Source organism: Chryseobacterium pennae, from assembly GCF_003385515.1.
GTDB classification, from domain to species: domain Bacteria; phylum Bacteroidota; class Bacteroidia; order Flavobacteriales; family Weeksellaceae; genus Chryseobacterium; species Chryseobacterium pennae.
In genome coordinates this window covers 156,789-179,212 of sequence record NZ_QNVT01000011.1, presented here as the reverse complement: position 1 = coordinate 179,212, position 22,424 = coordinate 156,789, and the positions used below count along the sequence as shown (strand labels likewise).

The following is a 22,424-nucleotide window of genomic DNA, read 5'->3' as shown; positions in this document are numbered from 1 at the left end:
TTCTTCTATTTTTTTAGATAGAGGATCAAAACTAGCATGAATTAAAACAGCATTATCAATTCTTTCAAAATCAATAATTCTATCTAAATTTTTCAGTTTATATAGATCAGATTTATCATAAAGAATATAAGAGGCTATTATAGAGGCAATAATATTTAGTATTATAAGGCTGCTTCCAATCTTTAATAATATGTTAAAAACAGGAGAGTTTATTTGATAAGAAGCAATCAGAAGAATTACTGCTATACATAGCCCCAGTAGTATTTTCTTATAATTAAAAAGAATAACAAGTTTGGTAATTTTCATCTAATGGAGTCTTTTTGTATTTGAAATTAAAATTAAACAAGAAGTGACAACAGCATATATAGTTGGAATAACAAATATTTTAGGTCTGTCTATTTCAAATGGCCAATGAAAAAAATAAAAAGAAACAAAAGATATAATAATTGTAATAATAATTAATTTTAATTTATCCTTTATCCAAAATTTAATGATTAAGCCCAATACTATAAATCCAGGAAGAGAATTTAATAGACCAAGTACCAATCCATAAATTAGATATGTTATTAGCCTACCCCAAAAGTTAGAAGTACCAATATTTTGTATTTCTATTAATTTAAATACAATAGCTGAGATCGCACTTGTCAATAGCCATAACTTTAAGCAATAGATTAAAACTGAATAATTTGAGTTATTTTTTATATTATTCATTATCAAATTATTTCGTGATTAGATTACTATATTTCATTTTCTTTTATTTCTTTATATTGAGGAATGTTTCCAATAGAAGTAACAGGTGTCTTTTTATATTTATCTCTGAATTTATTAAAGTCTGTTCTGACAAACTCAGGTTGCATTATAGTTGTTTTACCACCATATTTAATAATAAATTGTGATACTTTATTAATTAAATTATTCCAAGTAGAATCTGCTATCTTTAAATAGTCTTTTACAGCATAATCTTTTCTTCCCATACTTAAATTTACTATCGTAGGAGTTGGCCATATTCTATCAATCGCACGTGCAAAAAATCTATAATTTCCTTCTTCATCTTTGTGAATACCAAACTGCCTATGCCCAGAAAATGGTTGAGTTTTGCTCTTTTCTGTTACAATAGTTGTAAATATCCAACACATATCATAGGGATTAGTTTCACTTTCAAGGACAGCCCCACTATCTCCTATTGTTTCTTCTATTAATCCTCCACCAGCATCAATAAATATGACAGTGTTTCCAAGTTCATTTTTCCATCTCCTTAGTTGTTCTTTTTCATATTCAGGATCGTCTTTTTTCGGATAAGGTTTAAATTCCCAGCTACCATCAATATTGTTATGAAATGGCTCAGAATGTGATTCAAATGTAACATTTCCTTTTGATAAGGTTAGGAAGTTTTCTCTAATTTTTTTATATAAAAGTATAATATTGCCATTAGCAAACGTTGGTAATTCGTCAATTCTCACAGAAAAATAATCCATATTCACTTTTTCACTCATTATCTCGTCATTTCCTTCTATGTATTGTATGCTACCTCCAACTTCTTTCAGTCGATTAATGGCTAGTTGAGATACTTGATAATTTAATAACCTTACATAAATTTCTTTTATTACTGGAGGTTTAGGTTCTATATCTAGGTATAAATCTTCAGTTTCAGGCAAGTCAACTGTTTCCCAATCATAAGAAAGAGACATGAATAACTTTAACTCAGTAAATTCATTGAAATAAGATGACAACCCATCACTCAATTGAAACGAAATAACAGCTTTATTGCCATTAACCTTTTCTTCGTTATAAGGTTTTTTAGAATATTCTTCTTCTGGGTCTATTGTATCATTTTTATTCTTATCTTCCCAAGTAACATACTTAATCTCTTTATCTTTTTGGGGTTCTTTATCTAAATATATTCTTGGTCCATAAACATACATATAACCAATACTGTATTTATTTCCAGTAAATTCATATAATGTAAAAGTAATTTTTTGTTGTTTTTCTTTAGGAAGAGAGGTTTGTGGAAATTTATCCGTCATTTCTACTTGAAAATAAACTTTATCCCCAACTTTAGCTTTTGTTATTTCCTTTTTCCCTTCATAATCTGAGCTCCACCACGCTTTTTTAAAATAATGACCAACAGATGGGGCTTTTTTAGGAATTCCTATGTTAGTGCCACCCTCAGCGGTAAAATGGCTTCCTTTTCCTGCATAAGCCGTAAATTGATCCGTATAGACAATCCATTCTTCGGTTTCTATTATATTTTTACCACCAACTATTCTTGTAATGTTACCTTCTGCCATTTTTAATGATGTTTAGAGTTTTCACCACTGTTATTATCAAAAGTTCCTTTGGTGTGAATTTCATTTTTATTTTCAGAAGATATTGATTTTTCCTGAGACTGATCATATACTTTTTTTGAAAGAGATTTTCTATCTCCTTGTGCAATTTCCATAATATTTTTTGCTACCAAAGAATAATCTAAGGTTGCATTTTGCATCATCATTCCTCCTGCAATACTGCTGTGATCCACGCCTGCTGTTTCTGAAATATTCATCCCTGCATTAGATGTAATATTCATTCCTGCAATCATACTAATGTTTTCCCCCGCATTGAAAGTCATATTCTTAGGAGCAGTTACTGAAATATTTCCCTGTCCATCCATAAAATAAGTATTACCACTTGGATCAATAATATTTACACTTCCCTCAGCATCATTCATCAAAATACGGATTCCACTTCTGGTTTGAATGGATTTTAGGTGATTATTAACTCCACCTCCTAATGCAACATTTCCATGAAACATTCCGCCCATTGCAAAAGGGAAATCTGGATGATGATATTCAAAACCTACCATAACCTGGTCTCCAATTTCAGGAATGGCTACAAATCCTCTGTTCTGACTTATAGCATCTGTTCCCCCTGCATCAGGACTCATCATCCTGATAAAGCTTGTTGTATCATTTAATTGCCAATCGAATTGTACTTGTATTCTTCCTTGGTTTAAAGGATCAACATTGGAGATAACAGTTGCTACTTGCGGTTCTGCTTTAGGAATTTCAAAATTAGGTTTCGGCATAAAACCTGTTCCTTCGGCAATCGCTTCAAAGCTTCCTGTATAATATCCCCTTGCATCAACTTCATGACTTACTTCAGTAATCATTAAAGCGGTAAAATGTGAGGTTTGATTGCTGTCAGGTTTCCTCATGGCTAAATCTGCTACACAACCAATATATAGAAATGGAACTGTTGTTTCTCCTGACACGGTAAAAACATCTACTGCCTTACTTCCTCTTGCGCTCTTTTGAGAATCATCCACATCACGAAACATATTGGCATTAATGGGAGTAGGGGTTAATGAACGGGTTTTAAAGATGCTATCATTCAATTCATAAGCTTTGGCTGATAATTCACCTAAATGCTTAATCCGACTATCAACACCTAACATTTTTGTATGACTGCTGCTGTTATACCCAAAATATTCAGGCTTTGTATGTACTGCCTTCAGTTCTATTGTCACATCATTTATATTACTGCCATCAATAAGTTTAATAGACTTTTCATTAGGTGGGAGCTTCCCAAAGTGGAGTACTTCACCGTCATAATAAAACTGTTCTCCATAAGCTTCTGCAATTCTGGCAAGATAGTTATAATGAGTCTCACAATACTGTGCACTGTAGTTGATGTAGCTATTGTTTTGAGTTTCTACTCTAAAATCAAAGTCATTCGTTCCTAATGCTTCCTTAATAATCCTGTCTGCAATGATGGAAGTATTAACAGACTGCCCACCCCCAAAACTTTGAGTATGTGGAGCAGAATCCATTAGAATGGTTGGACTGTAGCCTTTGAGTACAATATTTCCTAAGCTCATCTTTTCCTTGCTGAATGATATACTTGTAATAATCCCTACAAATGTTCTCTCTGGGTTTTCGTGTTCTGGATCTTTGTATTTGAACGTTACAGTCAGCCGTTTTCCCATGAACTGTCTTGCTTGTTCAAGATTGTAGTTTTGGGTTTCATTCAAAGAATCATGAGCAAGAATAAGCTCAAAACTATGATGTGTTTTAGCACTCTGTTGTAAACGGAAATGTTTAAAATGATTAATGAGCTTTCCACCAACCACAATATCAAGCTTAATGACCCGATTGATGCCCGAAATATGGTTCTCAGAAATCTTCTCTGAGTTTGAGATGTTTTTTTTCATTCGATTATGTGTGTTTTTAATTATATCACCATATATAGATAAAAACAATGCCAAAGTATATTTTTTTGACATAATTTTTAAAACTGTAGTAGAACTACGACTTAGATAAAGGGAATTAACCTTGACTTTTGTGGAGACAAACTGCTGGTTGCTAGATTTAAATCACTGGTAAATAAAAATCTAGATCGACATTTAAGTCTTGACAACTATTGTGAAGAATTGAATATAACTCTCCGAACACTTCAGAAAGCTTTTCTTAAAGCGGAAAAGGAAACCCCAAAACAGTGGTTAATTAACAGGATGATATTAGAAATTAAAAGAAATCTGATGTACAATCAGTTAAATATCAGTGAGATTTCTTACAATTTGGGATTCAAAGAGCTCACCAATTTTACTAAATTTTTTAAGTCAAAAACAGGAGTAACTCCAACCCAATTTAGAAAATCCATAGAAAAATAGTTTTTATCAAAGGAACCTCATTTGATTAGTTATTCATTTTGGTGTTTAGCTATACAACCGAAAAGTACAGTAAATTCAATGCAGTATGAACACATCCAGAAGAAGCTTATTCTATTCAGAATATGATCTAATTGTTTGAAATCTAATTGTAAAAATATGCAGTGAAAATATGCCACGTGAAATTTTCTGGAATTTAAAGGTTATTAATTTTGTCAGATTTCACACCCGAACAAGTGTTAAACCTGATCATCCCTTGTTAACGAAAACCTGTTGGGGAATTTATTATCATTTTTTTACGCTTTTCTATCATAATATGTGTAGTAATATATCTAATTTTGCGGCTCGAAATAATTTTTTTTCATCATTTGTGTTTTTATCTCCGGCTCTCCCGGAGATTTTGTTTTTTTGGAAATAGTACATGGATTAGGAGGATCATGAACTACTCCTCTTCAAAAATTTAGATTTTCTTTGAATGCACCTATCCGAAAAAGAGTAAATTATTACTTCTCCAATTGAAATATTGGAGAAAGTTGTTGGGGTAAAGTTATATGACCTTATTAGTGTAATGATTAGCCAAGCTGTACCTTGAAATCATCAGGTAAAGAAAGAACCCCTTCTGTAAGTCCTTCCGGATGAGCGTTAAAACCTTTCAGTTTAGAAGTTTTCCCTTTTAAAACAAGATCTAACAGCTGTTTATCAGATAATTTTTTTCCGAAGATTTCAAAAGTGATTTTAAACCCACAATTTTTGAAATCAGAACACCCTACAGCTGTTTTCCCTTTGATGAGATTATGTTCCTTACATTTCGGGCACTTGGTTTCTTCCCAGGACTGGAGTTCTTTTTTCTGTACAGGCTCTCTTTTTTTCTTTTCCTTCACCTCTTCTTTTTCTTCATCCTGAAGGGTAATGACCTTTCCTTTTCCGTAAACTACTTTATCAGTAAGTTCTGTTACCATCTGGATGAGTTCTTCTTTGAAAAGGTTGGCTTCATACTCCCCTTTTTCAATTCTACGAAGTTTAGATTCCCATTCACCTGTCAGTTCCGGGCTCTTTAGAAGCTCATCTTCAATGGTATCGATCAGCTGAATTCCTGTTTGAGTGGCAATCAGATTTTTCCGCTTTTTTTCAATGTATTTTCTTTTGAATAGCGTTTCGATGATATTCGCACGGGTAGATGGTCTTCCGATCCCGTTATTCTTAAGCATTTCACGCAGTTCTTCATCTTCAACCTGTTTTCCGGCTGTTTCCATTGCTCTCAGCAATGTTGCTTCCGTATAAGGCTTTGGAGGAGTTGTTTTCCCCTGGTGAATCATTGGGTCGTGAGGTCCGGTTTCCCCTGCTACAAACTCAGGAATGGTTTGTTCTTCTTCTTTCTCTTTTTCTTTATCAGTAGATTCTTCTTTCGGTTCTTTTGCATAAACGGCTCTCCATCCCGGTTCCAGAATCTGTCTTCCGCTCGTTTTGAAAGGAATAGTTCCTACTTTACCTTCAACCAATGTATTGGAAATTTTACATTCAGGATAGAAAACAGCAATGAAGCGTTTCGCGATCAGATCATAGATCAGTTTTTCTTCCCTGCTCAGATTTTGAGAAGGGGGAACTTCCGTAGGAATGATCGCATGGTGATCGGTTACTTTGGTATCATCAAATACTGCTTTTGATTTTGGAATCGGGGCTTCCAGTAATGGAGCAATCAATTCCTGATACGGATACATTTTTCTGAGAATCCCTTCTATTTTCGGATATAAACTATCTGATAAATACGTGGTATCAACACGCGGATAGGTTACATGCTTCTTTTCGTAAAGGCTCTGAACATAGTTCAATGTATTTTCTGCAGAATACCCGTATTTTTTATTGGCTTCAACCTGTAATCCTGTTAAGTCAAAAAGCCTTGGATTCTTTTCTTTTCCTTCTTTTATTTCGAAAGAAACAATTTCAAACGGATTTACTTTAAGATATTCCAGTCCTTTTTCTGCGCGTTCTAATGTCTTTAAACGATCAATTGCAGCATTGAAAACCACATCACGGTATTTGGTTTTCAGTTCCCAATATTCTTCTGTGGTAAAGGCATCAATTTCTTTTTGACGCTGAACCAGCATCGCTAATGTAGGAGTCTGTACCCTTCCAATGGAAAGAACAGCTTTATTTCCGCCAAATTTCTTTGTAAAAAGTCTTGTTGCATTGATTCCCAATAACCAGTCTCCTATTGCTCTTGCATTTCCTGCCAGATAAAGGTTTTTATAATCTTCTGCCGGCTTAAGGCTTGAAAATCCTTCTTTGATGGCATCTTCCGTCAATGAGGAAATCCATAAACGCTGAACAGGCTTGTTGCATTTTGCTTTTTGCAGTACCCAACGCTGTATGAGTTCACCTTCTTGCCCAGCATCCCCACAGTTAATGACCTCATCACATTCTTCCACCAATCTTTCAATCACTTTAAACTGATTTTCAACGCCTTTATTCGGGATCAGCTTTATTCCAAAACTGCTTGGAATAATCGGTAGTGAAAATAAATTCCAGGATTTGAATTGTGGACCGTAATCGTGAGGTTCCTTAAGGGTACAAAGATGCCCGAACGTCCATGTTACGCAATAGCCGTTCCCTTCCATATAGCCCTGTTTAGATGCGGTAGCACCTAATACTTTGGCGATATCTCTGGCAACACTTGGTTTTTCGGCAATACATAATTTCATGAACTCAGGTTTATTGAAGGAGGCAAAAATCGGGATTTTTTTTGACTTTCACTAATTAAAAAAATTAAACCCCGGAACCTCTGAACATCAAAGTGTTTCAATTTTTCAGCCAGCCCACTTCTTCCTTGTACAATATTTGCCCCTGTTTCCATTCCCTTTCTTTTATAGCTCTTCCCTACTTTTTGCTTTTATCAGTTTCATAATTTATATTATCAACCTCCATTTTTCATATTTACACAATTCACAAAAAACTCAATTTATTTTATCTTTTTTACAACATAAAAAACCAACAAATTCAATTAAAAATGAATTAAAAAATAAAAATTAAAGTTTTAACAATATTAAAATCAAAAAAACATCAATTTTAAAACACTGAAAACAAGCGATATAAAACATTAACAACAATTTAATATTCAAAAACCCTACTTTTTTAGTGGACTAATAAAATTTATATTATATATTTGCAAACGTATTTAGGAAATAAAATGAGCACAAAAACAAGAAATACCGCAACCAATAAATACATCATTAAAAACATGATGAAGGATATGTGTATGCATGTGCATCAAGAATACTGTGGGTGACCTTACTTTTAATATGACATACTTTCAAAGGCCCTACCGAGTTGTAGGGCCTTTTTTATTTAAAAAACCAAAACATTAAAAAAATAAAAATGAGCAATTCTAAAAACAAATGGCTGGTTCCATTGGCATTTACAAACATTTATGTAATATGGGGGATTACGTTTTTAGCTATTTCATTTGGCTTGAAAGGTTTTCCGCCGTTCATTCTTTCGGGATTGAGATTTCTGGTAGCAGGGATTCTGATGATCGGATATCTCCTGTCTAAAGGAGAAAAAGCAAACTCACTGATCAACTGGAAGAAAAACGCGATCACCGGAGTTCTTATCCTTACCGGAGGAACAGGTCTTGTAGCCTGGGGGGAACAATATGTAACAGCTTCTGAAGCTGCAATTTCTATAGCAACAGGACCCTTCTGGTTCATTGCCATCGACAGAAAAAACTGGAAATATTATTTTTCGGATAAGTTTATTCCAATAGGATTAGCCATTGGTTTTGTAGGATTGATCTTTTTCTTAAAAGGAAGTGTAAATTCAACGGCTGCACATGCCGCTGCTGATCCCCAACTTCGTATTACTGCTTTTGTCGTATTAGGATTAAGCTCTATTGCATGGGTTTTAGGATCTTTATATTCCAAGAAAAATCCGGCTTCACAATCTACATTTATGAATATTGCCCAACAACTTATTGTAGCCGGAATAGCCGCTTTTCTTATTGCTTTATTCAGAGGGGAATGGAATGATTTTTCGGTCTCAAACGTCCCTGTATCCGCATGGGCAGGTGTTCTGTTTTTGATCTTCTTTGGATCTATAGTCGCTTATTTGTCGTACATTTGGCTGCTGTCTGTGAAGCCTGCTGCGTTGGTAAGTACTCATACCTATATTAACCCTATTATTACGGTTATTGCGGGATGGGTTGTAGCCAATCAAAGTATCAATGGAGGCCAGTTATATGGTTTGGCAATCATATTGCTGGGAGTATTGCTGACCAATGTTACCAAATATTTCAAGCTTTCAAAACGATCTAAGGTGAAAATCAGAAGAGTTAAAAGATTTTTTAACAGGGCAGGTAGACGCTATCAGCCAATTTAAACAGTATACAACATCAGAATGATAGAAATCAAAAACATATCAAAAACATTTTACCAGAAGAAACAGGCCTTTAAGGCATTGGATCAGGTGAGCCTCAATATAGATAAAGGAGATATCGTAGGAATCATAGGATTCTCCGGTGCAGGAAAAAGTACACTGATCCGTACGGTTAATCTCCTGGAAAGGCCAGATGAAGGGCAGGTAATTATTAATGGAAAGAATTTTACTCAATTAAGCTCAAAGCAGCTTGCTGAAGAGCGTAAGAAAATAGGAATGATCTTCCAGCATTTTAACCTTCTTTCTTCAAGAACCGTTTTTGATAATATAGCACTTCCGCTGGAACTGGATCACAGCAGCAAAGATCAAATCCATAAAAAGGTCAACGAATTACTGAAAATCGTAGGCCTTGAGGATAAAGCCAATGATTATCCAAGAAGTCTTTCGGGAGGACAAAAGCAGAGGGTAGCTATTGCAAGAGCACTGGCCAATGATCCTCACCTCCTCCTTTGCGATGAAGCAACCAGTGCGCTGGATCCGGTAACCACTCAATCTATTTTACAGCTGCTAAAGGATATTAACCTGAGATTAGGGATTACTATCCTTCTGATTACCCACGAAATGGAAGTGATTAAATCGGTTTGTAACCATGTTGCTGTGATAGACAAAGGAAAACTATTAGCTAAAGGAACTTTAAGTGAGATCATTTCAAACCGGGAAAATCCGGTGATCCAACAATTTATAAATTCAGATGTCATGACCCTGCCACAGGAACTCAATAACAGACTACAGAAAGAACCACAGGATGGTTTATTTCCGCTGGTCGAAATAGAACTTAACGAAAACATAAGTGTTGAACAAATTCTTTCAGCACTATATAATGAGCATAAAATTCCTTATAAACTTTTGAAAGCGGATGTAGAATATTTTGGGAATTCTAATTTTGGTAAACTACTTTTGCAACTTCAAGGAGAGGCTGAGGAAAACCAAAAAGCCATCTATTATTTTAATCAGAATAAAATTCAAAATACAGTAAAAGGATATGCTTAGTGATGCAGTACTTGCCCTTTTGGCAAAAGGAACCTGGGAAACGGTTTATATGACATTCGTGTCAGGATTTTTTGGTTTCGTTCTGGGACTTCCGGTTGGTATTCTGTTATTTTTAACAAGAAAAGGACAACTGCTGGAAAATGCAGTATATTATAGAACGTTATCCATTATTGTAAATATTTTCCGTGCCATTCCGTTCATTATTTTAATTGTGTGGATGATTCCTTTTACAAGGATTTTGGCAGGAACATCTATTGGAGTGAATGCAGCTTTGGTTCCGTTAAGCGTTGGAGCAGCACCGTTTATTGCAAGATTGGTAGAAAACAGCCTTATTGAAGTTCCTCATGGATTAATAGAAACTGCGAGAGCATTGGGAGCTTCTCCTTTGCAGATTATCAGAAAGGTTTTACTTCCGGAAGCGCTTCCTTCATTAATCAATAATGCTGCGATCACTTTAATTACACTGGTGGGGTATTCTGCAATGGGTGGAGCTGTAGGAGCAGGTGGTCTTGGTCAGGTTGGTTACCAATATGGATATATCGGTTATGATATTGTCATTATGAATACGGTATTGGTATTACTTGTGCTTTTGGTATTTATCATCCAGTTTATGGGAGATAGATTATCTAAGAAATTTGACCATAGATAAGTTTGAGGGTTTTAGAGTTTTAGAGCAAGAGAGATAATTTTGATTTTGTGATTTTACTGTTGGAACTTCTTTACAATTTAAAAAGAATAGAATGAAAAAAATAAATATTTTAGGTTTAATTACTGCTGGAGTATTACTTTTCAGTGCTTGCTCAGGAAGAAAAGATGATCCGAATTTTATCAGAGTTGGAATTACCTACGGACCGGAACAGGAAGTGGCTGAAGTCGCTAAAAAGGTAGCAAAGGAAAAGTATAATCTTGAAGTAGAACTTATTCCTTTCAATGATTATGTTGTTCCCAATGAAGCTCTGATGAACGGAGATATTGATGCCAATGCTTTTCAGCATGCTCCTTATTTAGCTGAACAGTCAAAACAAAGAGGATATAATCTTGCTGTTGTAGGAAATACATTTGTCTATCCTATCATAGCTTATTCAAAGAAGATCCAAAATCTTAGTCAGTTGCAGAATGAGAGCACTATTGTTATTCCCAATGATCCTACCAATGGTGGCCGTTCTTTACTTCTATTACAAAAAAATGGTTTGCTGAAACTAAGAGCGGGAGTTGGATTACTTCCAAAGGTTACCGACATCACAGAAAATCCGAAACAATTGAAAATTATGGAAATTGAAGGGGCACAAATCCCAAGGGTTTTGGATGACAGAGATGTTGTAGTAGGAATTATCAATAATAACTTTGCAGCACAGGCCGGATTGGATTCGGAAAAGCAAGGGATATTTAAAGAAGATAAAGATTCCCCTTATGTTAACCTTGTCGTGACAAGACAGGATAATAAGAATAGTCAGAAGGTAAAAAACTTTGTTAAAGCTTATCAATCGGACGAAGTGGAAAAGAAAGCCCTTGAAGTTTTTAAAGGAGGAGCCGTAAAAGGATGGTAATGCGGTTCAGGATGCGAAGTTCGGGGTTTATAGTTTAAGGTTGTTATCCTTTCACTAATCATTGACGATTCACTTATGAAGCAATATTGATTATTGACCTCAAATCTCACATACCCAGCCTATCCGCCTATAATATCTTTCCCTTCTAAAAAAATTCTGTCAGCAATTTTGTAGGCAGTTTTTTTATGCCTTAAAATTTATTTTCTCAATTTGAGATAATATAAATATTTTGTTTATTTTTGCTTCAATCCAATAATAAGGCAATATGTTAAAGAAAACCGCCATTGTAAGTTTATTCACCTTTATTTCTGTTTCTTATATGGCCCAGAACACGACTCCCGTTTATTTAGATGAATCGAAACCTGTAGAACAGCGTATTCAGGATGCTCTTTCCAGAATGACGCTGGAAGAGAAAGTAGCCATGCTTCACGCACAGTCAAAATTCAGTTCTCCAGGTGTTCCAAGATTAGGAATTCCTGAATTCTGGACGACTGACGGACCTCATGGGGTACGTCCTGAAGTAATGTGGGACGAATGGGATCAGGCCGGATGGACCAACGACTCCATTATCGCCTACCCTGCCCTAACCGCTTTATCTGCTACCTGGAATAAGAAAATGTCCTGGAACTATGGTAAAGCATTGGGAGAAGAAGCCCGTTACAGAAAAAAAGATATTCTGCTGGGACCTGGTGTCAATATTTACAGAACTCCTCTGAATGGAAGAAATTTTGAATACATGGGTGAAGATCCTTATCTGACCTCAAAAATGGTGGTCCCTTACATCAAAGGGGTACAATCTAATGGTGTGGCAACTTCTGTAAAACATTTTGCTCTGAATAATCAGGAAATGTTCCGCCATACCAGTAATGTAAATGTGGATGACAGAACATTATATGAAATCTACCTTCCGCCTTTCAAAGCAGCAGTGACCGAAGGAGACTCCTGGACGATTATGGGTGCTTACGACTTGTATAAAGGTCAATATGCCAGCCAGAATCAATATCTTTTAAATGATATTCTAAAGAAAGAATGGAATTATAAAGGGGTAGTAGTTTCTGACTGGGGTGCTGTTAATAATACCGAACAGGCCATCCATAACGGATTAGATCTTGAGTTTGGTTCATGGACGAATGGCCTTTCTGCCGGAACCAAAAATGCCTATGATAATTATTATCTGGCAAAACCTTATCTGGATCTGATTAAAGCAGGAAAAGTAGGAACGAAAGAATTGGATGACAAGGTAACCAGACTGCTTCGTCTTGCCTACAAAACTACAATGAACCGAAATAAACCTTTCGGGAATATCGCTTCTGAAGAACATAAGGCTGTAGCCAAAGAAATTGGAGAAGAAGGAATTGTTCTGTTAAAAAATCAGGGGAATGTACTTCCTATTGACATCAATAAGGCCAAGAAAATTGCAGTTATTGGTGAAAATGCCATTAAAATCATGACCGTTGGTGGTGGTTCATCTTCATTAAAGGTAAAATATGAAACCCTTCCTTTAGATGGGATAAAATCAAGATTTGGAAAACAGTCCGATGTCCAGTATGCCAGAGGATATGTAGGAGATATTGGTGGCGAATACAATGGGGTAAAATCCGGACAGGATTTAAAAGATACCCGTTCTGATGCTGAACTTTTAAATGAAGCTGTAGCATTAGCCAAAAAATCTGACTATGTAATTTTTGTTGGCGGACTGAATAAAGCAGACTTTCAGGACAGTGAAGGAAACGACAGAAAAAGCTATGGATTGCCATATAATCAGGATAATGTAATTACAGCTTTAGCCAAAGCAAATAAAAACATGGCTGTAGTTTTAGTTTCGGGAAATGCTGTTGCCATGCCTTGGATTAAAGAAGTTCCAACCGTTTTACAGTCGTGGTATTTAGGTTCTGAAGCTGGAAATTCCATCGCTTCTATTTTAGCTGGTGATGCCAACCCATCAGGAAAGCTTCCGTTTACCTTCCCTGTAAAGCTTGAAGATAATTCAGCACATCAGCTTGGAGAATATCCCGGTCAGAAAGATGAATTGGCTGCAGGAAAAGGAAAAGATCAGAAAAACCCGATCAATATCACTTACAACGAAGGCATATTGGTAGGATACCGTTGGCATGATACCAAAAACATCAAACCTCTTTTCAGCTTCGGACATGGATTAAGTTATACCACTTTTGAGTTTAGAAAAGCTACAGCAGATAAAAACACCCTATCACTAAACGATACCATTACTTTTACGGTAACGGTTAAAAATACAGGAAAGAAAGCCGGAGCAGAAGTTGCCCAGCTTTACATCAGTGATTCAAAATCATCTGTTCCACGTCCTGCCAAAGAATTGAAAGGATTTGAAAAGGTGTATTTAAATCCTGGAGAGCAAAAAGATGTGACTTTCACTATTGACAAATCTGCTTTAAGTTTCTTTGATGCTCAGAAGCACGACTGGGTAGCTGAACCTGGAGATTTTGAAGCTCAAATCGGAAATTCTTCAGATGCTATTAAAACGAAGGTGAAGTTTACACTGAAGTAACCTTACTTATATATTTCTAAAACGAATGCCCGACTAAACTCGGGCATTTTTTATATCAAATTTTAATGTATTTTCTTAAAACTATTTGCGAATAAAACTTAGCTCACTCCCCATAATAGTATAAGTCAAAGTAGTTTTTGTGACTTTATATTCGCAACAAGAAAAATCGTCTCCCACTTCATTTACACAAAGTTTTCCGTTTTCCATTTTCCATTTTGTTTTTTTGCTAGCACGCCCTTGTTTGCTAATCATTACACCACCAGGAGCAAATGTCTTTGTTAAATCATTTTCAACTTTCTGACCATCTATTTTATGGATTTTCCAGGTACCTTCAATACCGCTACCTGTATTATTTTCAGCTAAATGAATGGAATTTTCAGTCATTACGTCAGATGGTTTCTGACCGAATAGAGCAGCTGTCCCTAAAATTAATCCAGCTGCAACAATAAAGCTTAATGTTGTTTTTTTCATGGTTATTTTTCACAAACTTAAGTATATGTAATGATATAGCCAAGAAAAATCATATCCTGTCATCAATAAAAAACAGATTCCAAAACTGAAACCTGCTTTTATATTGAACTAACTTTTTTTATTTTGCACTTCCTGCATTTTTCTCAACATCTGTTTTGGTATTTTCTTTCACCTTCTGGTTTCCGAAACGCTTTACAAAAGTAATATTCACTCCATACCAATCCCATAATTCATATCTTCTCACTGTTCCGCCCTGATTGTAAGTGATGTCATCAGAATAAGGTCTTTTAAAGATATTCATCAGCTGTATACTGGCTTCCATCTGGGTTTTAGGAAATATTTTTGTAATGGAAATATTATGGAATACGTTGGTATTATTGGCTTGAGTATTTCCATTATTCTGATTGGAGATTTCCATCCAGGCACTCAGGTTAATATTTTTATTGAAAAGGTTGGTATAAGAAAGATTGGCAGAACCACCCCAATAATTGATATATGCTCTCCCTCCGATATCATTCTTCAAGTTGAAATCATGATTATCAATATAATACCAACCGAATCCAACATTCAGATTCAGCTTATTTTTAAGAAAATTCTGATTGGTATTGGCAAAAATATAATATTTCTCAACTTTCCCATTGAAATTTCCAGGGAAAGATACATTTCTTCCTCCTTCACTGGAATAAGTAGTCCAGTAATCCTGATTGGTATGCATATATCTTGCAGAAATAAAATACTTTTTCAGGATTCCAAACTTCAGATAAAGCCTGTCGTTAGGATTAGGATTCAGATCCATATTTCCTCTGGAATAGGTTCCGTCAATAGATGGAGTTAAAAAAGGATTAAATTCCGAATACCAGGGTCTCCATATTTTACGGTCGTAGGTAAGACTCAGATCATATTTATCTGAAAAATTATATTTCAGCAATAAATTAGGAAGAAAAGTACCATAGCCGTCTTTTCTTTCGGTTCCTGCTACATCTTGTCTTACTTTAAAATCAATATATTCATATCGAAGCCCTATCCTGGTTTCCAATTTCTTGAAAAATGTTTTGCTATAGTTGGCATATGCAGAAGTAATATTATCCTCATAATGGAATTTATCCCTTGTCGAGAGCCCTGCATATTCAGAAGTTCCCAAACTGTATCCATAAAGATTATTAGGAATTACATGATTGTTGAATTCCGTTTTTGCCCCTATTTCAATCGTTCCCCAGGATTTACCTAATGGCTGGGTATAATCTACTTTCAGATAATAATTACGCATCTGTCCATTATTTATTGATCCTATTTCTTTAATATTCGGATCGTTCAATATTGTTTTATTGATGAATTCATTATTATTATTTCCGGAATAATTGGTTCCTAGATTAATGTCCAGAATTCTGTTTTTTTCTTTATCATAATATTTATAAAAAGCATTCGTGCCCAGATTACGGTAAAAAGTATTCGCATTTTGAGCCTGATGATAATCAATAAAATCCTTTTTCAGATTATCATATTCTCTCCCCTCTGTATCTGATGAGGATAAACCTCTGCTTTGATAATATTCAAGAACAAGCCCTATATTATTTTTATCATTAAGCTCAAATTCGGAAGTAGAGGAAAGGGATGGCGTTTCACTTCTGGATATGGTTTGATAGTTTAAATCTCTATTCAGCTTGTTGTCCGCATAAAACACAATATTACTGGACCCTTTTTGTACATAATTATTATTAGAATAACTTCCAATCAGGGTTTGCGTAAATTTCTTCTTATGATAATTGAGGTTGAAATTGGAATATTGAGAATTCTTTGTACTATGTCTGTTACTTAATGAGATACTCCCTTTTAATCCTTCATCATCACGTTTCTTCAACACAATATTGATAACAGAACCGGAAGCTTCATATCTTGAAGACGGGCTTGTAATCACTTCAATCTTCAATAGATTATCTGCCGGAATCGTTTTAAGATATTCTTTTAATTCTTTTCCTGTAAACACTGATTTTCGGTCATTGATATAAACTGTCACCGTCTGACCTTCGGCTTTTACGGCATCATTATTATCAATACTTACCAATGGAGTCATTCTCAGAACATCCCAAGTTGTATTTCCTGCTACAATAGCGCTGTTCGCCACATTAAAAACAGTTCGGTCTACTTTAGACTCTACGGTTGGTTTTCTTGCTACAATGGTAACTGCTTCTATCTCTTTTGCATTTCCCTTTGCAGTATCCTTAGCAGCCGGATCTGGGGCCTGTGTCTGAGCCAACGCCAGAGAACCTGTTAATGCTGCTATAGAAAGTAATATTCTTTTCATGTGAAATCTTAGTTTTATCTATAAGACCACTATACTCTAACATTTGTTACATCAAAAAAATTAGAGAACGAAATAAACCTCTAGTTTTTAACAGTTTACAAAACCCAATTTTAAAAATAATTTAAAAAAATAACAGTTATTAAGACAAAAAAAACAATTAAAAACCCTTATTAATAATATATAGTCAAAAAAATTAGAATTGCGATAATTTCCATTAACCAAACTTTAACATATATATATTCATTTTACCCATAAAAAAAGCCCGGATCTCACCCGGGCCGCTAGCAATAGCAAATTTACAAGGATTAAAAAATAAAAAATATGCTAGTTTATTGTTTCAAAATAATGGATCATGCCCACTTCCGGCAGATGATGCTGATCTTCATTAAAACCAGCTTCCTGATTACTGGTATTTTCTAAAAAAGAATTACTGAATAAAGCATAAGAAGGTTTTTCTGCCCAGCCATTTTTCAACAACTGATGGGCTTCTACAATCGGTTTGCCATACAGTTTTCTGAAGCTTCCGATATTATATTGCGAAAAGGCACCATAATGAACGATAAATTTCAAAGACAAATCTATCGTAGTGCTTAAGCTCTTACTCAATTCTTTTATTTTTCTGTTGAATGCATTACGCATTTTCCAAAGCATCTTTGAAATATTCTGATAAGACGGATTTTCATCATACCGATAAAATAAAATGGCATCGCCTTCAATTTCAGAAATTTCAAAATACTGATCATTCATATCAATCAGCGTAGATAGTAGTTGTCTTACAATATATTCTCCTGTATAAAGTTTAGTATTGAACACAAATTCGGTAAATCCGCTGAAATCCGGAATTAAAATGATTCCCTCCTGTATATTTGTATCCTTCATAATGATTTTAGATTAAAAACCTGCTGCATCATTAAAGACGAAGCAGGTTTCATTTTACTTTATTGCCATCCACCTCCTACAGAGCGGTACAGCGCTGTGATTGCATTCAATCGTTGAGCTTTCAGAGAAGCCAGTTCCAATTCAGCATTAAGCTTATTGGTTTGGGTCATAATCACCTCTACATACGTTGCCGAATTGTATTTAAATAATACATCTGCTTTTTTTACAGCTTCATTAGATTTTACTACTAATCCTTCAGCGATTTTCTGCTGTTCTTCCAGCTTCTGAATCTGCACCAATGCATCGGAAACCTCTCCTACCGCACTTAAAACAGACTGCTTAAAGCTTATTTCAGCCTGATCTGCCAGTACTTTAGACTGTTCATACTGGGTTTTCAACTGTTTACCATTCAAAATAGGCTGAGCAATAGCTCCTGCAGCCATTCCGAAAAGAGATCCCGGAATACTGAACCATTTGCTGATCTGAAAAGCATTTACTCCGCCCTGAGCTGTAATATTCAATGACGGATACATACTCATTTTGGCCACATGAATAGCTGCAGCACTCTTTCTTACTTCCAGCTCTGCTGTTTTTACATCAGGTCTGTAGCTTAATAATTCTGACGGAATTCCTGCCGAAATATGATCCGGAGACTGAACAGTATTCAGACTTGAGCTTCTTTCAATTTTCCCAGGCATAGAGCCGGTTAACAAGCTTAAAGCATTTTCTTGCGTAGCCACAGAACTTTCAATAGCCGGAATGGTTTTCAGGATCTGATCCTTTACAATTTCCTGCTGTTGAACTGCTAAAGCCGTAATCAATCCTAGCTCCTGCTGTTTCACTAAAAACTTCAGGGTATTATCAGCATAGGTGAGATTAGATTTTGTGATTTCCAACTGAGTATCCAGCATCAGAAGATTGTAATACCCCTGAACTACAGCAGCCACCACTTGTGTTTTTACCGCTTTTGCTGCTTCCTGAGTTTTAAGATAATCAGCCAACGCCTGCTCCTTTCTTCCTTTGATCTTTCCCCAGATATCAGCTTCCCACGAAAAATTGAGTGCTGTCGTATAGTCTTCCGTATACCTCTTCCCTGTAAACTGTCTGCCCATCATTCCGTTCATACTATTGTCTGAAGCACGGCTGACACTGCCGTTTGTAGTAGCATTGATGGTAGGAACATTCCCCCATTTGCTTTGCGTATATGCTAATGAAGCAAATTCTATCTGCTTTAAAGCTACCTGAAGATCATTATTCTGAATCATCGCTTTATCAATCAATCCTACTAACACCGGATCTTTGAAAAAATCTTTGTAACCGATTTTTGCGATGTTTTCATTCTGCTCAACCACGATACTGTCAGCTCTGAAAGCTTCAGGCATCTTCACTTCAGGCTGTTCATACTTTTGAACCCCACAAGAAACTGCTGTTCCTGAAATGAATGCGATATATGCTATATTTTTAATTTTCATTGTTAAAATCATTTGAATTAATATTCCCAATCCGCATCTGTTACCACCTTTCCGTTGATTTTTTCATGCAAAGCCTGGAACATCACGAAAAGTACCGGAACTAAAAAAATTCCTAAGATTGTTCCAAAAAGCATCCCTGAAATAGCAGCATATCCAATGGAATGGTTACCCATTGCAGACGGACCTACTACAAAAATCAATGGAAGCAATCCGGTAATGAATGCCAGAGAGGTCATCAGAATCGGACGTAAACGCGCTTTTGCTCCTTCTACTGCTGAAGCAATAAGGCTTTTTCCTGCTCTTCGTCTCTGAATGGCAAATTCCACAATCAGAATACCATTCTTTGCCAGAAGCCCGATCAACATGACCAGAGCAATCTGAACATAAATATTATTAGACAATTCTGCGAAAGTAATTCCCACAAAAACTCCAGACAACCCTACCGGAATAGCAATCAGTACAGCAAATGGAAGAATATAACTTTCATATTGTGCTGATAAAAGGAAGAATACAAATACAATACACAACCCGAAAATCATCACTGATTGCGAACTGGACCCTGCTTCTTCACGGCTCATCCCTTTATAATCATAGGTATATCCCGGTGGAAGTACCTGCTTGCTTACTTCTTCCACAGCAGCCATTGCCTGACCCGTACTATAACCCGGCGCCGCCATTACTGTTAAATTGGATGAATTGAAAAGATTGAAACGGTCTACCACCTCAGCTCCTGTTGTCTGTTTTAAGCTCACCAAAGTATTGATAGGAACCATTTGTCCAAGATTATTTTTAACGAAAACACCATTCAGAGATTCTTTATCCTGTCTCATTTCCGGAGTAGATTGCACCAAAACCCTGTAATATTTTCCGAATCTGTTGAAATCTGAAGCCTGAATACTTCCATAATATCCCTGCATCACTCCCAATACATCAGAAACATTCACACCAAGCTGAGCCGATTTCACTTCATCTACAAGCACTTCAAACTGAGGATAGGTAACATCAAAAGTGGTAAATGCTACTGCCACTTCCGGTCTCTGCATCAAAGCACCCATCATTCCGTAGGAAATATTTCCAAGGTTCTGAAGTTCTCCATTGGTACGGTCCTGAAGCACAAGCTCCATACCACTCGTATTCCCGAAACCATCAACTGTTGGTGTATTGATCACAAGGAAATTCGCTCTTTTATCCTTAGAAAGTATTCCTTGCGTCTGCCCGATAATATCATTAATATTGTCGACCGCTCCTCTTTTTCCTGAGTTTTTTAATTTAACAAAGATAGAAGCCGCTGAAGAAGACATTGAACCACTGAATAAGTTGAGTCCATCTACTGAAATCACTTTATCTACTGCTGGATTTTTCATCAAAAGATCTTCCGTATCAGAAACCACCTTGGAGGTTCTGTCTTTAGAAGCTCCCGGAGCCAGATTAGCAGTTACAATGATAAAACTCTGATCTTCATCAGGAATAAATCCTTTTGGAGTCGTCATAGACATCCACGCAAACAATCCTCCAAAAGCAACAATCATTGCCACTGCAATCCATTTTTTCTTTAAAAGGAACAATACTGCTTTTCCGTAACGGAATGTCAACTTATTAAAACTTGCATTAAATCCAGCGAAAAACCGGTCTTTAAAGTTCATTTTTTCATGAGCACCACCGTGATGCTGTTTCAGGAACAGAGCACATAAAGCAGGACTTAATGTTAATGCATTGATCGCAGAAATCACAATGGCAATGGCTAACGTTAAGGCAAACTGCTGATAGAATAATCCTGTGGAACCACTCATAAATGCCACCGGAACGAATACCGCAGACATAATCAGGGTAATAGAAACAATTGCTCCTGTAATCTCACTCATCGCAGACATGGTTGCTGCCCTTGGATTCAGTTTTTTATGCTCCATTTTAGCATGAACTGCTTCCACCACAACAATTGCATCATCCACCACAATACCAATCGCGAGCACTAAGGCAAACAATGTCAGGATATTAATTGAGAATCCAAAAATCTTCATAAAGAAGAATGTTCCTACAATCGAAACCGGTACTGCAATAGCCGGGATTAATGTTGATCTAAAATCCTGAAGGAAAATATATACTACAATGAACACAAGAATAAATGCTTCTATCAAGGTATGAATTACCTGTTCTATAGACTGATCCAAAGCTTCTTTGGTAGCATACGGAATCTCGTAAGCCATTCCTGCGGGAAATGATTTCTCCAGTTCCTTCATTCTTTCCTGAAGAGCAATCTGCACTTCATTCGCATTTGATCCAGCCATCTGGAAGATCGCCATCGTTACGGAAGCCTTCTTATTAAAGTTAGATGAAACCGTATAGCTGTAGGCTCCAAATTCTACTTTGGCAACATCTTTCAGTTTTAAAACAGAACCGTCGCTTAACGCTTTAATGGTAATATTTTCATACTGTTCAGGTTCCGTGAATTTCCCTTTATATCGAAGGACATATTCCATTACTTCTTTACTTCTCTCTCCTAATCTTCCGGGTGCTGCTTCAAGGTTTTGGGTCTGAATCGCACGGGAAACATCGGATGGAGTAAGATTATAGGAAGCAAGCCTATTCGGATCAAGCCATACACGCATAGAATAATCTTTATTCCCATACACCATGGCATCTCCTACTCCTTTTACCCTTTTCAGTTCCGGTACAATATTAATTTTCGCATAGTTCTCAAGAAAAAGATCATTCATAGAACCATCTTTACTCGTCAGGGAAACCATTGCAATCATACTGTTCTGCCTCTTCACAGTGGTAATTCCGGCCTGGATCACCTCAGCAGGAAGCTGGTTCGTTACCTGTGCTACCCTATTCTGAACGTTGATGGCTGCTTGATCAGGATCTGTTCCCAATTTAAAGATAACAGTAATACTTAATGTCCCGTCATTACTTGCTGTAGAAGTAATGTAATCCATATTTTCCACTCCATTGATGGCATTTTCCAATGGCGGAGCCACAGATCTTGCAATCGTTTCAGCATTAGCTCCGGGATATGCTGCCGTTACCATTACAGTAGGTGGTGCAATGTCCGGAAATTTTGTAATCGGCAGGCTGACCATACCGACGATCCCGAGAATAACAAGCAACACGGAGATAACCGTGGCCAGTACGGGTCTTTTTATAATTTTCTTTAACATGATTTCTT

General features: G+C 36.1%; 16 protein-coding genes. 6 read left to right on the top strand and 10 right to left on the bottom strand.

Translation table 11 applies throughout. The annotated features are described in order from the left end of the window. The 4 genes from DRF65_RS13415 to DRF65_RS13400 all read right to left on the bottom strand — a co-directional run. Positions 1 to 306, bottom strand: a 306-nt coding sequence (locus DRF65_RS13415; protein ID WP_133297834.1) for a hypothetical protein, incomplete at its 3' end; no start/stop codon positions are given. Beyond that, positions 307 to 711, bottom strand: a complete 405-nt coding sequence (locus tag DRF65_RS13410) for a hypothetical protein (RefSeq protein ID WP_115971273.1) — start codon at positions 709 to 711, stop codon at positions 307 to 309. A gap of 26 nt (positions 712 to 737) precedes the next feature. Continuing rightward, the gene (locus DRF65_RS13405; RefSeq protein ID WP_115971272.1) at positions 738 to 2,288 is read right to left on the bottom strand and encodes a hypothetical protein; all 1,551 of its coding nucleotides are present in this window, start codon (positions 2,286 to 2,288) and stop codon (positions 738 to 740) included. Positions 2,289 to 2,290: 2 nt separating this feature from the next. Then, complete coding sequence (locus tag DRF65_RS13400; protein ID WP_115971277.1) at positions 2,291 to 4,189, bottom strand: type VI secretion system Vgr family protein; 1,899 nt, start codon at positions 4,187 to 4,189, stop codon at positions 2,291 to 2,293. Positions 4,190 to 4,408: 219 nt separating this feature from the next. Between DRF65_RS13400 and DRF65_RS13395 the strand changes: the two genes are divergently transcribed. Next, positions 4,409 to 4,648: a helix-turn-helix domain-containing protein gene (locus DRF65_RS13395; protein ID WP_228438669.1), complete on the top strand. Its 240-nt coding sequence runs from the start codon at positions 4,409 to 4,411 to the stop codon at positions 4,646 to 4,648. Between the two features lie 569 nt (positions 4,649 to 5,217). Here DRF65_RS13395 and DRF65_RS13390 read toward each other — a convergent pair. After that, positions 5,218 to 7,344, bottom strand: coding sequence for a type IA DNA topoisomerase (locus DRF65_RS13390; RefSeq protein ID WP_115971270.1), 2,127 nt, complete (start codon positions 7,342 to 7,344; stop codon positions 5,218 to 5,220). Between the two features lie 673 nt (positions 7,345 to 8,017). On the opposite strand from DRF65_RS13390, the gene DRF65_RS13385 reads away from it, so the two are divergent. The 5 genes from DRF65_RS13385 (at position 8,018) to DRF65_RS13365 (ending at position 14,134) form a co-directional block, all read left to right on the top strand. Next, positions 8,018 to 9,016, top strand: coding sequence for an EamA family transporter (locus DRF65_RS13385; protein ID WP_115971269.1), 999 nt, complete (start codon positions 8,018 to 8,020; stop codon positions 9,014 to 9,016). 18 nt (positions 9,017 to 9,034) lie between these two features. Further along, the gene (locus DRF65_RS13380) at positions 9,035 to 10,063 is read left to right on the top strand and encodes a methionine ABC transporter ATP-binding protein (protein ID WP_115971268.1); all 1,029 of its coding nucleotides are present in this window, start codon (positions 9,035 to 9,037) and stop codon (positions 10,061 to 10,063) included. After that, a complete protein-coding gene (gene metI / locus DRF65_RS13375) occupies positions 10,056 to 10,712 on the top strand; it encodes a methionine ABC transporter permease MetI (RefSeq protein WP_115971267.1) in 657 nt (218 codons plus the stop codon). The genes DRF65_RS13380 and metI overlap by 8 nt, the downstream gene beginning before the upstream one ends. 91 nt (positions 10,713 to 10,803) lie before the next feature. Further along, positions 10,804 to 11,610 carry a methionine ABC transporter substrate-binding lipoprotein MetQ gene (metQ, locus tag DRF65_RS13370; RefSeq protein ID WP_115971266.1) on the top strand — a complete coding sequence of 269 codons (807 nt, stop codon included), beginning with the start codon at positions 10,804 to 10,806 and terminating at the stop codon, positions 11,608 to 11,610. Positions 11,611 to 11,875: 265 nt separating this feature from the next. Beyond that, a complete protein-coding gene (locus DRF65_RS13365) occupies positions 11,876 to 14,134 on the top strand; it encodes a glycoside hydrolase family 3 C-terminal domain-containing protein (RefSeq protein WP_115971265.1) in 2,259 nt (752 codons plus the stop codon). 81 nt (positions 14,135 to 14,215) lie between these two features. On the opposite strand, the gene DRF65_RS13360 is transcribed toward DRF65_RS13365, so the two are convergent. The 5 genes from DRF65_RS13360 to DRF65_RS13340 form a co-directional block, all read right to left on the bottom strand. Continuing rightward, a complete protein-coding gene (locus DRF65_RS13360) occupies positions 14,216 to 14,605 on the bottom strand; it encodes a hypothetical protein (protein WP_115971264.1) in 390 nt (129 codons plus the stop codon). Positions 14,606 to 14,723: 118 nt separating this feature from the next. Further along, a complete protein-coding gene (locus DRF65_RS13355; protein ID WP_115971263.1) occupies positions 14,724 to 16,907 on the bottom strand; it encodes an outer membrane beta-barrel family protein in 2,184 nt (727 codons plus the stop codon). Positions 16,908 to 17,231: 324 nt separating this feature from the next. Further along, on the bottom strand, positions 17,232 to 17,786 hold the full coding sequence (locus tag DRF65_RS13350; RefSeq protein WP_115971262.1) for a DUF2652 domain-containing protein: 555 nt from the start codon (positions 17,784 to 17,786) through the stop codon (positions 17,232 to 17,234). A gap of 59 nt (positions 17,787 to 17,845) precedes the next feature. Further along, positions 17,846 to 19,258, bottom strand: a complete 1,413-nt coding sequence (locus DRF65_RS13345; RefSeq protein WP_228438667.1) for an efflux transporter outer membrane subunit — start codon at positions 19,256 to 19,258, stop codon at positions 17,846 to 17,848. Positions 19,259 to 19,275: 17 nt separating this feature from the next. Next, positions 19,276 to 22,416, bottom strand: a complete 3,141-nt coding sequence (locus DRF65_RS13340; RefSeq protein WP_115971260.1) for an efflux RND transporter permease subunit — start codon at positions 22,414 to 22,416, stop codon at positions 19,276 to 19,278. Positions 22,417 to 22,424: the final 8 nt, after the last annotated feature.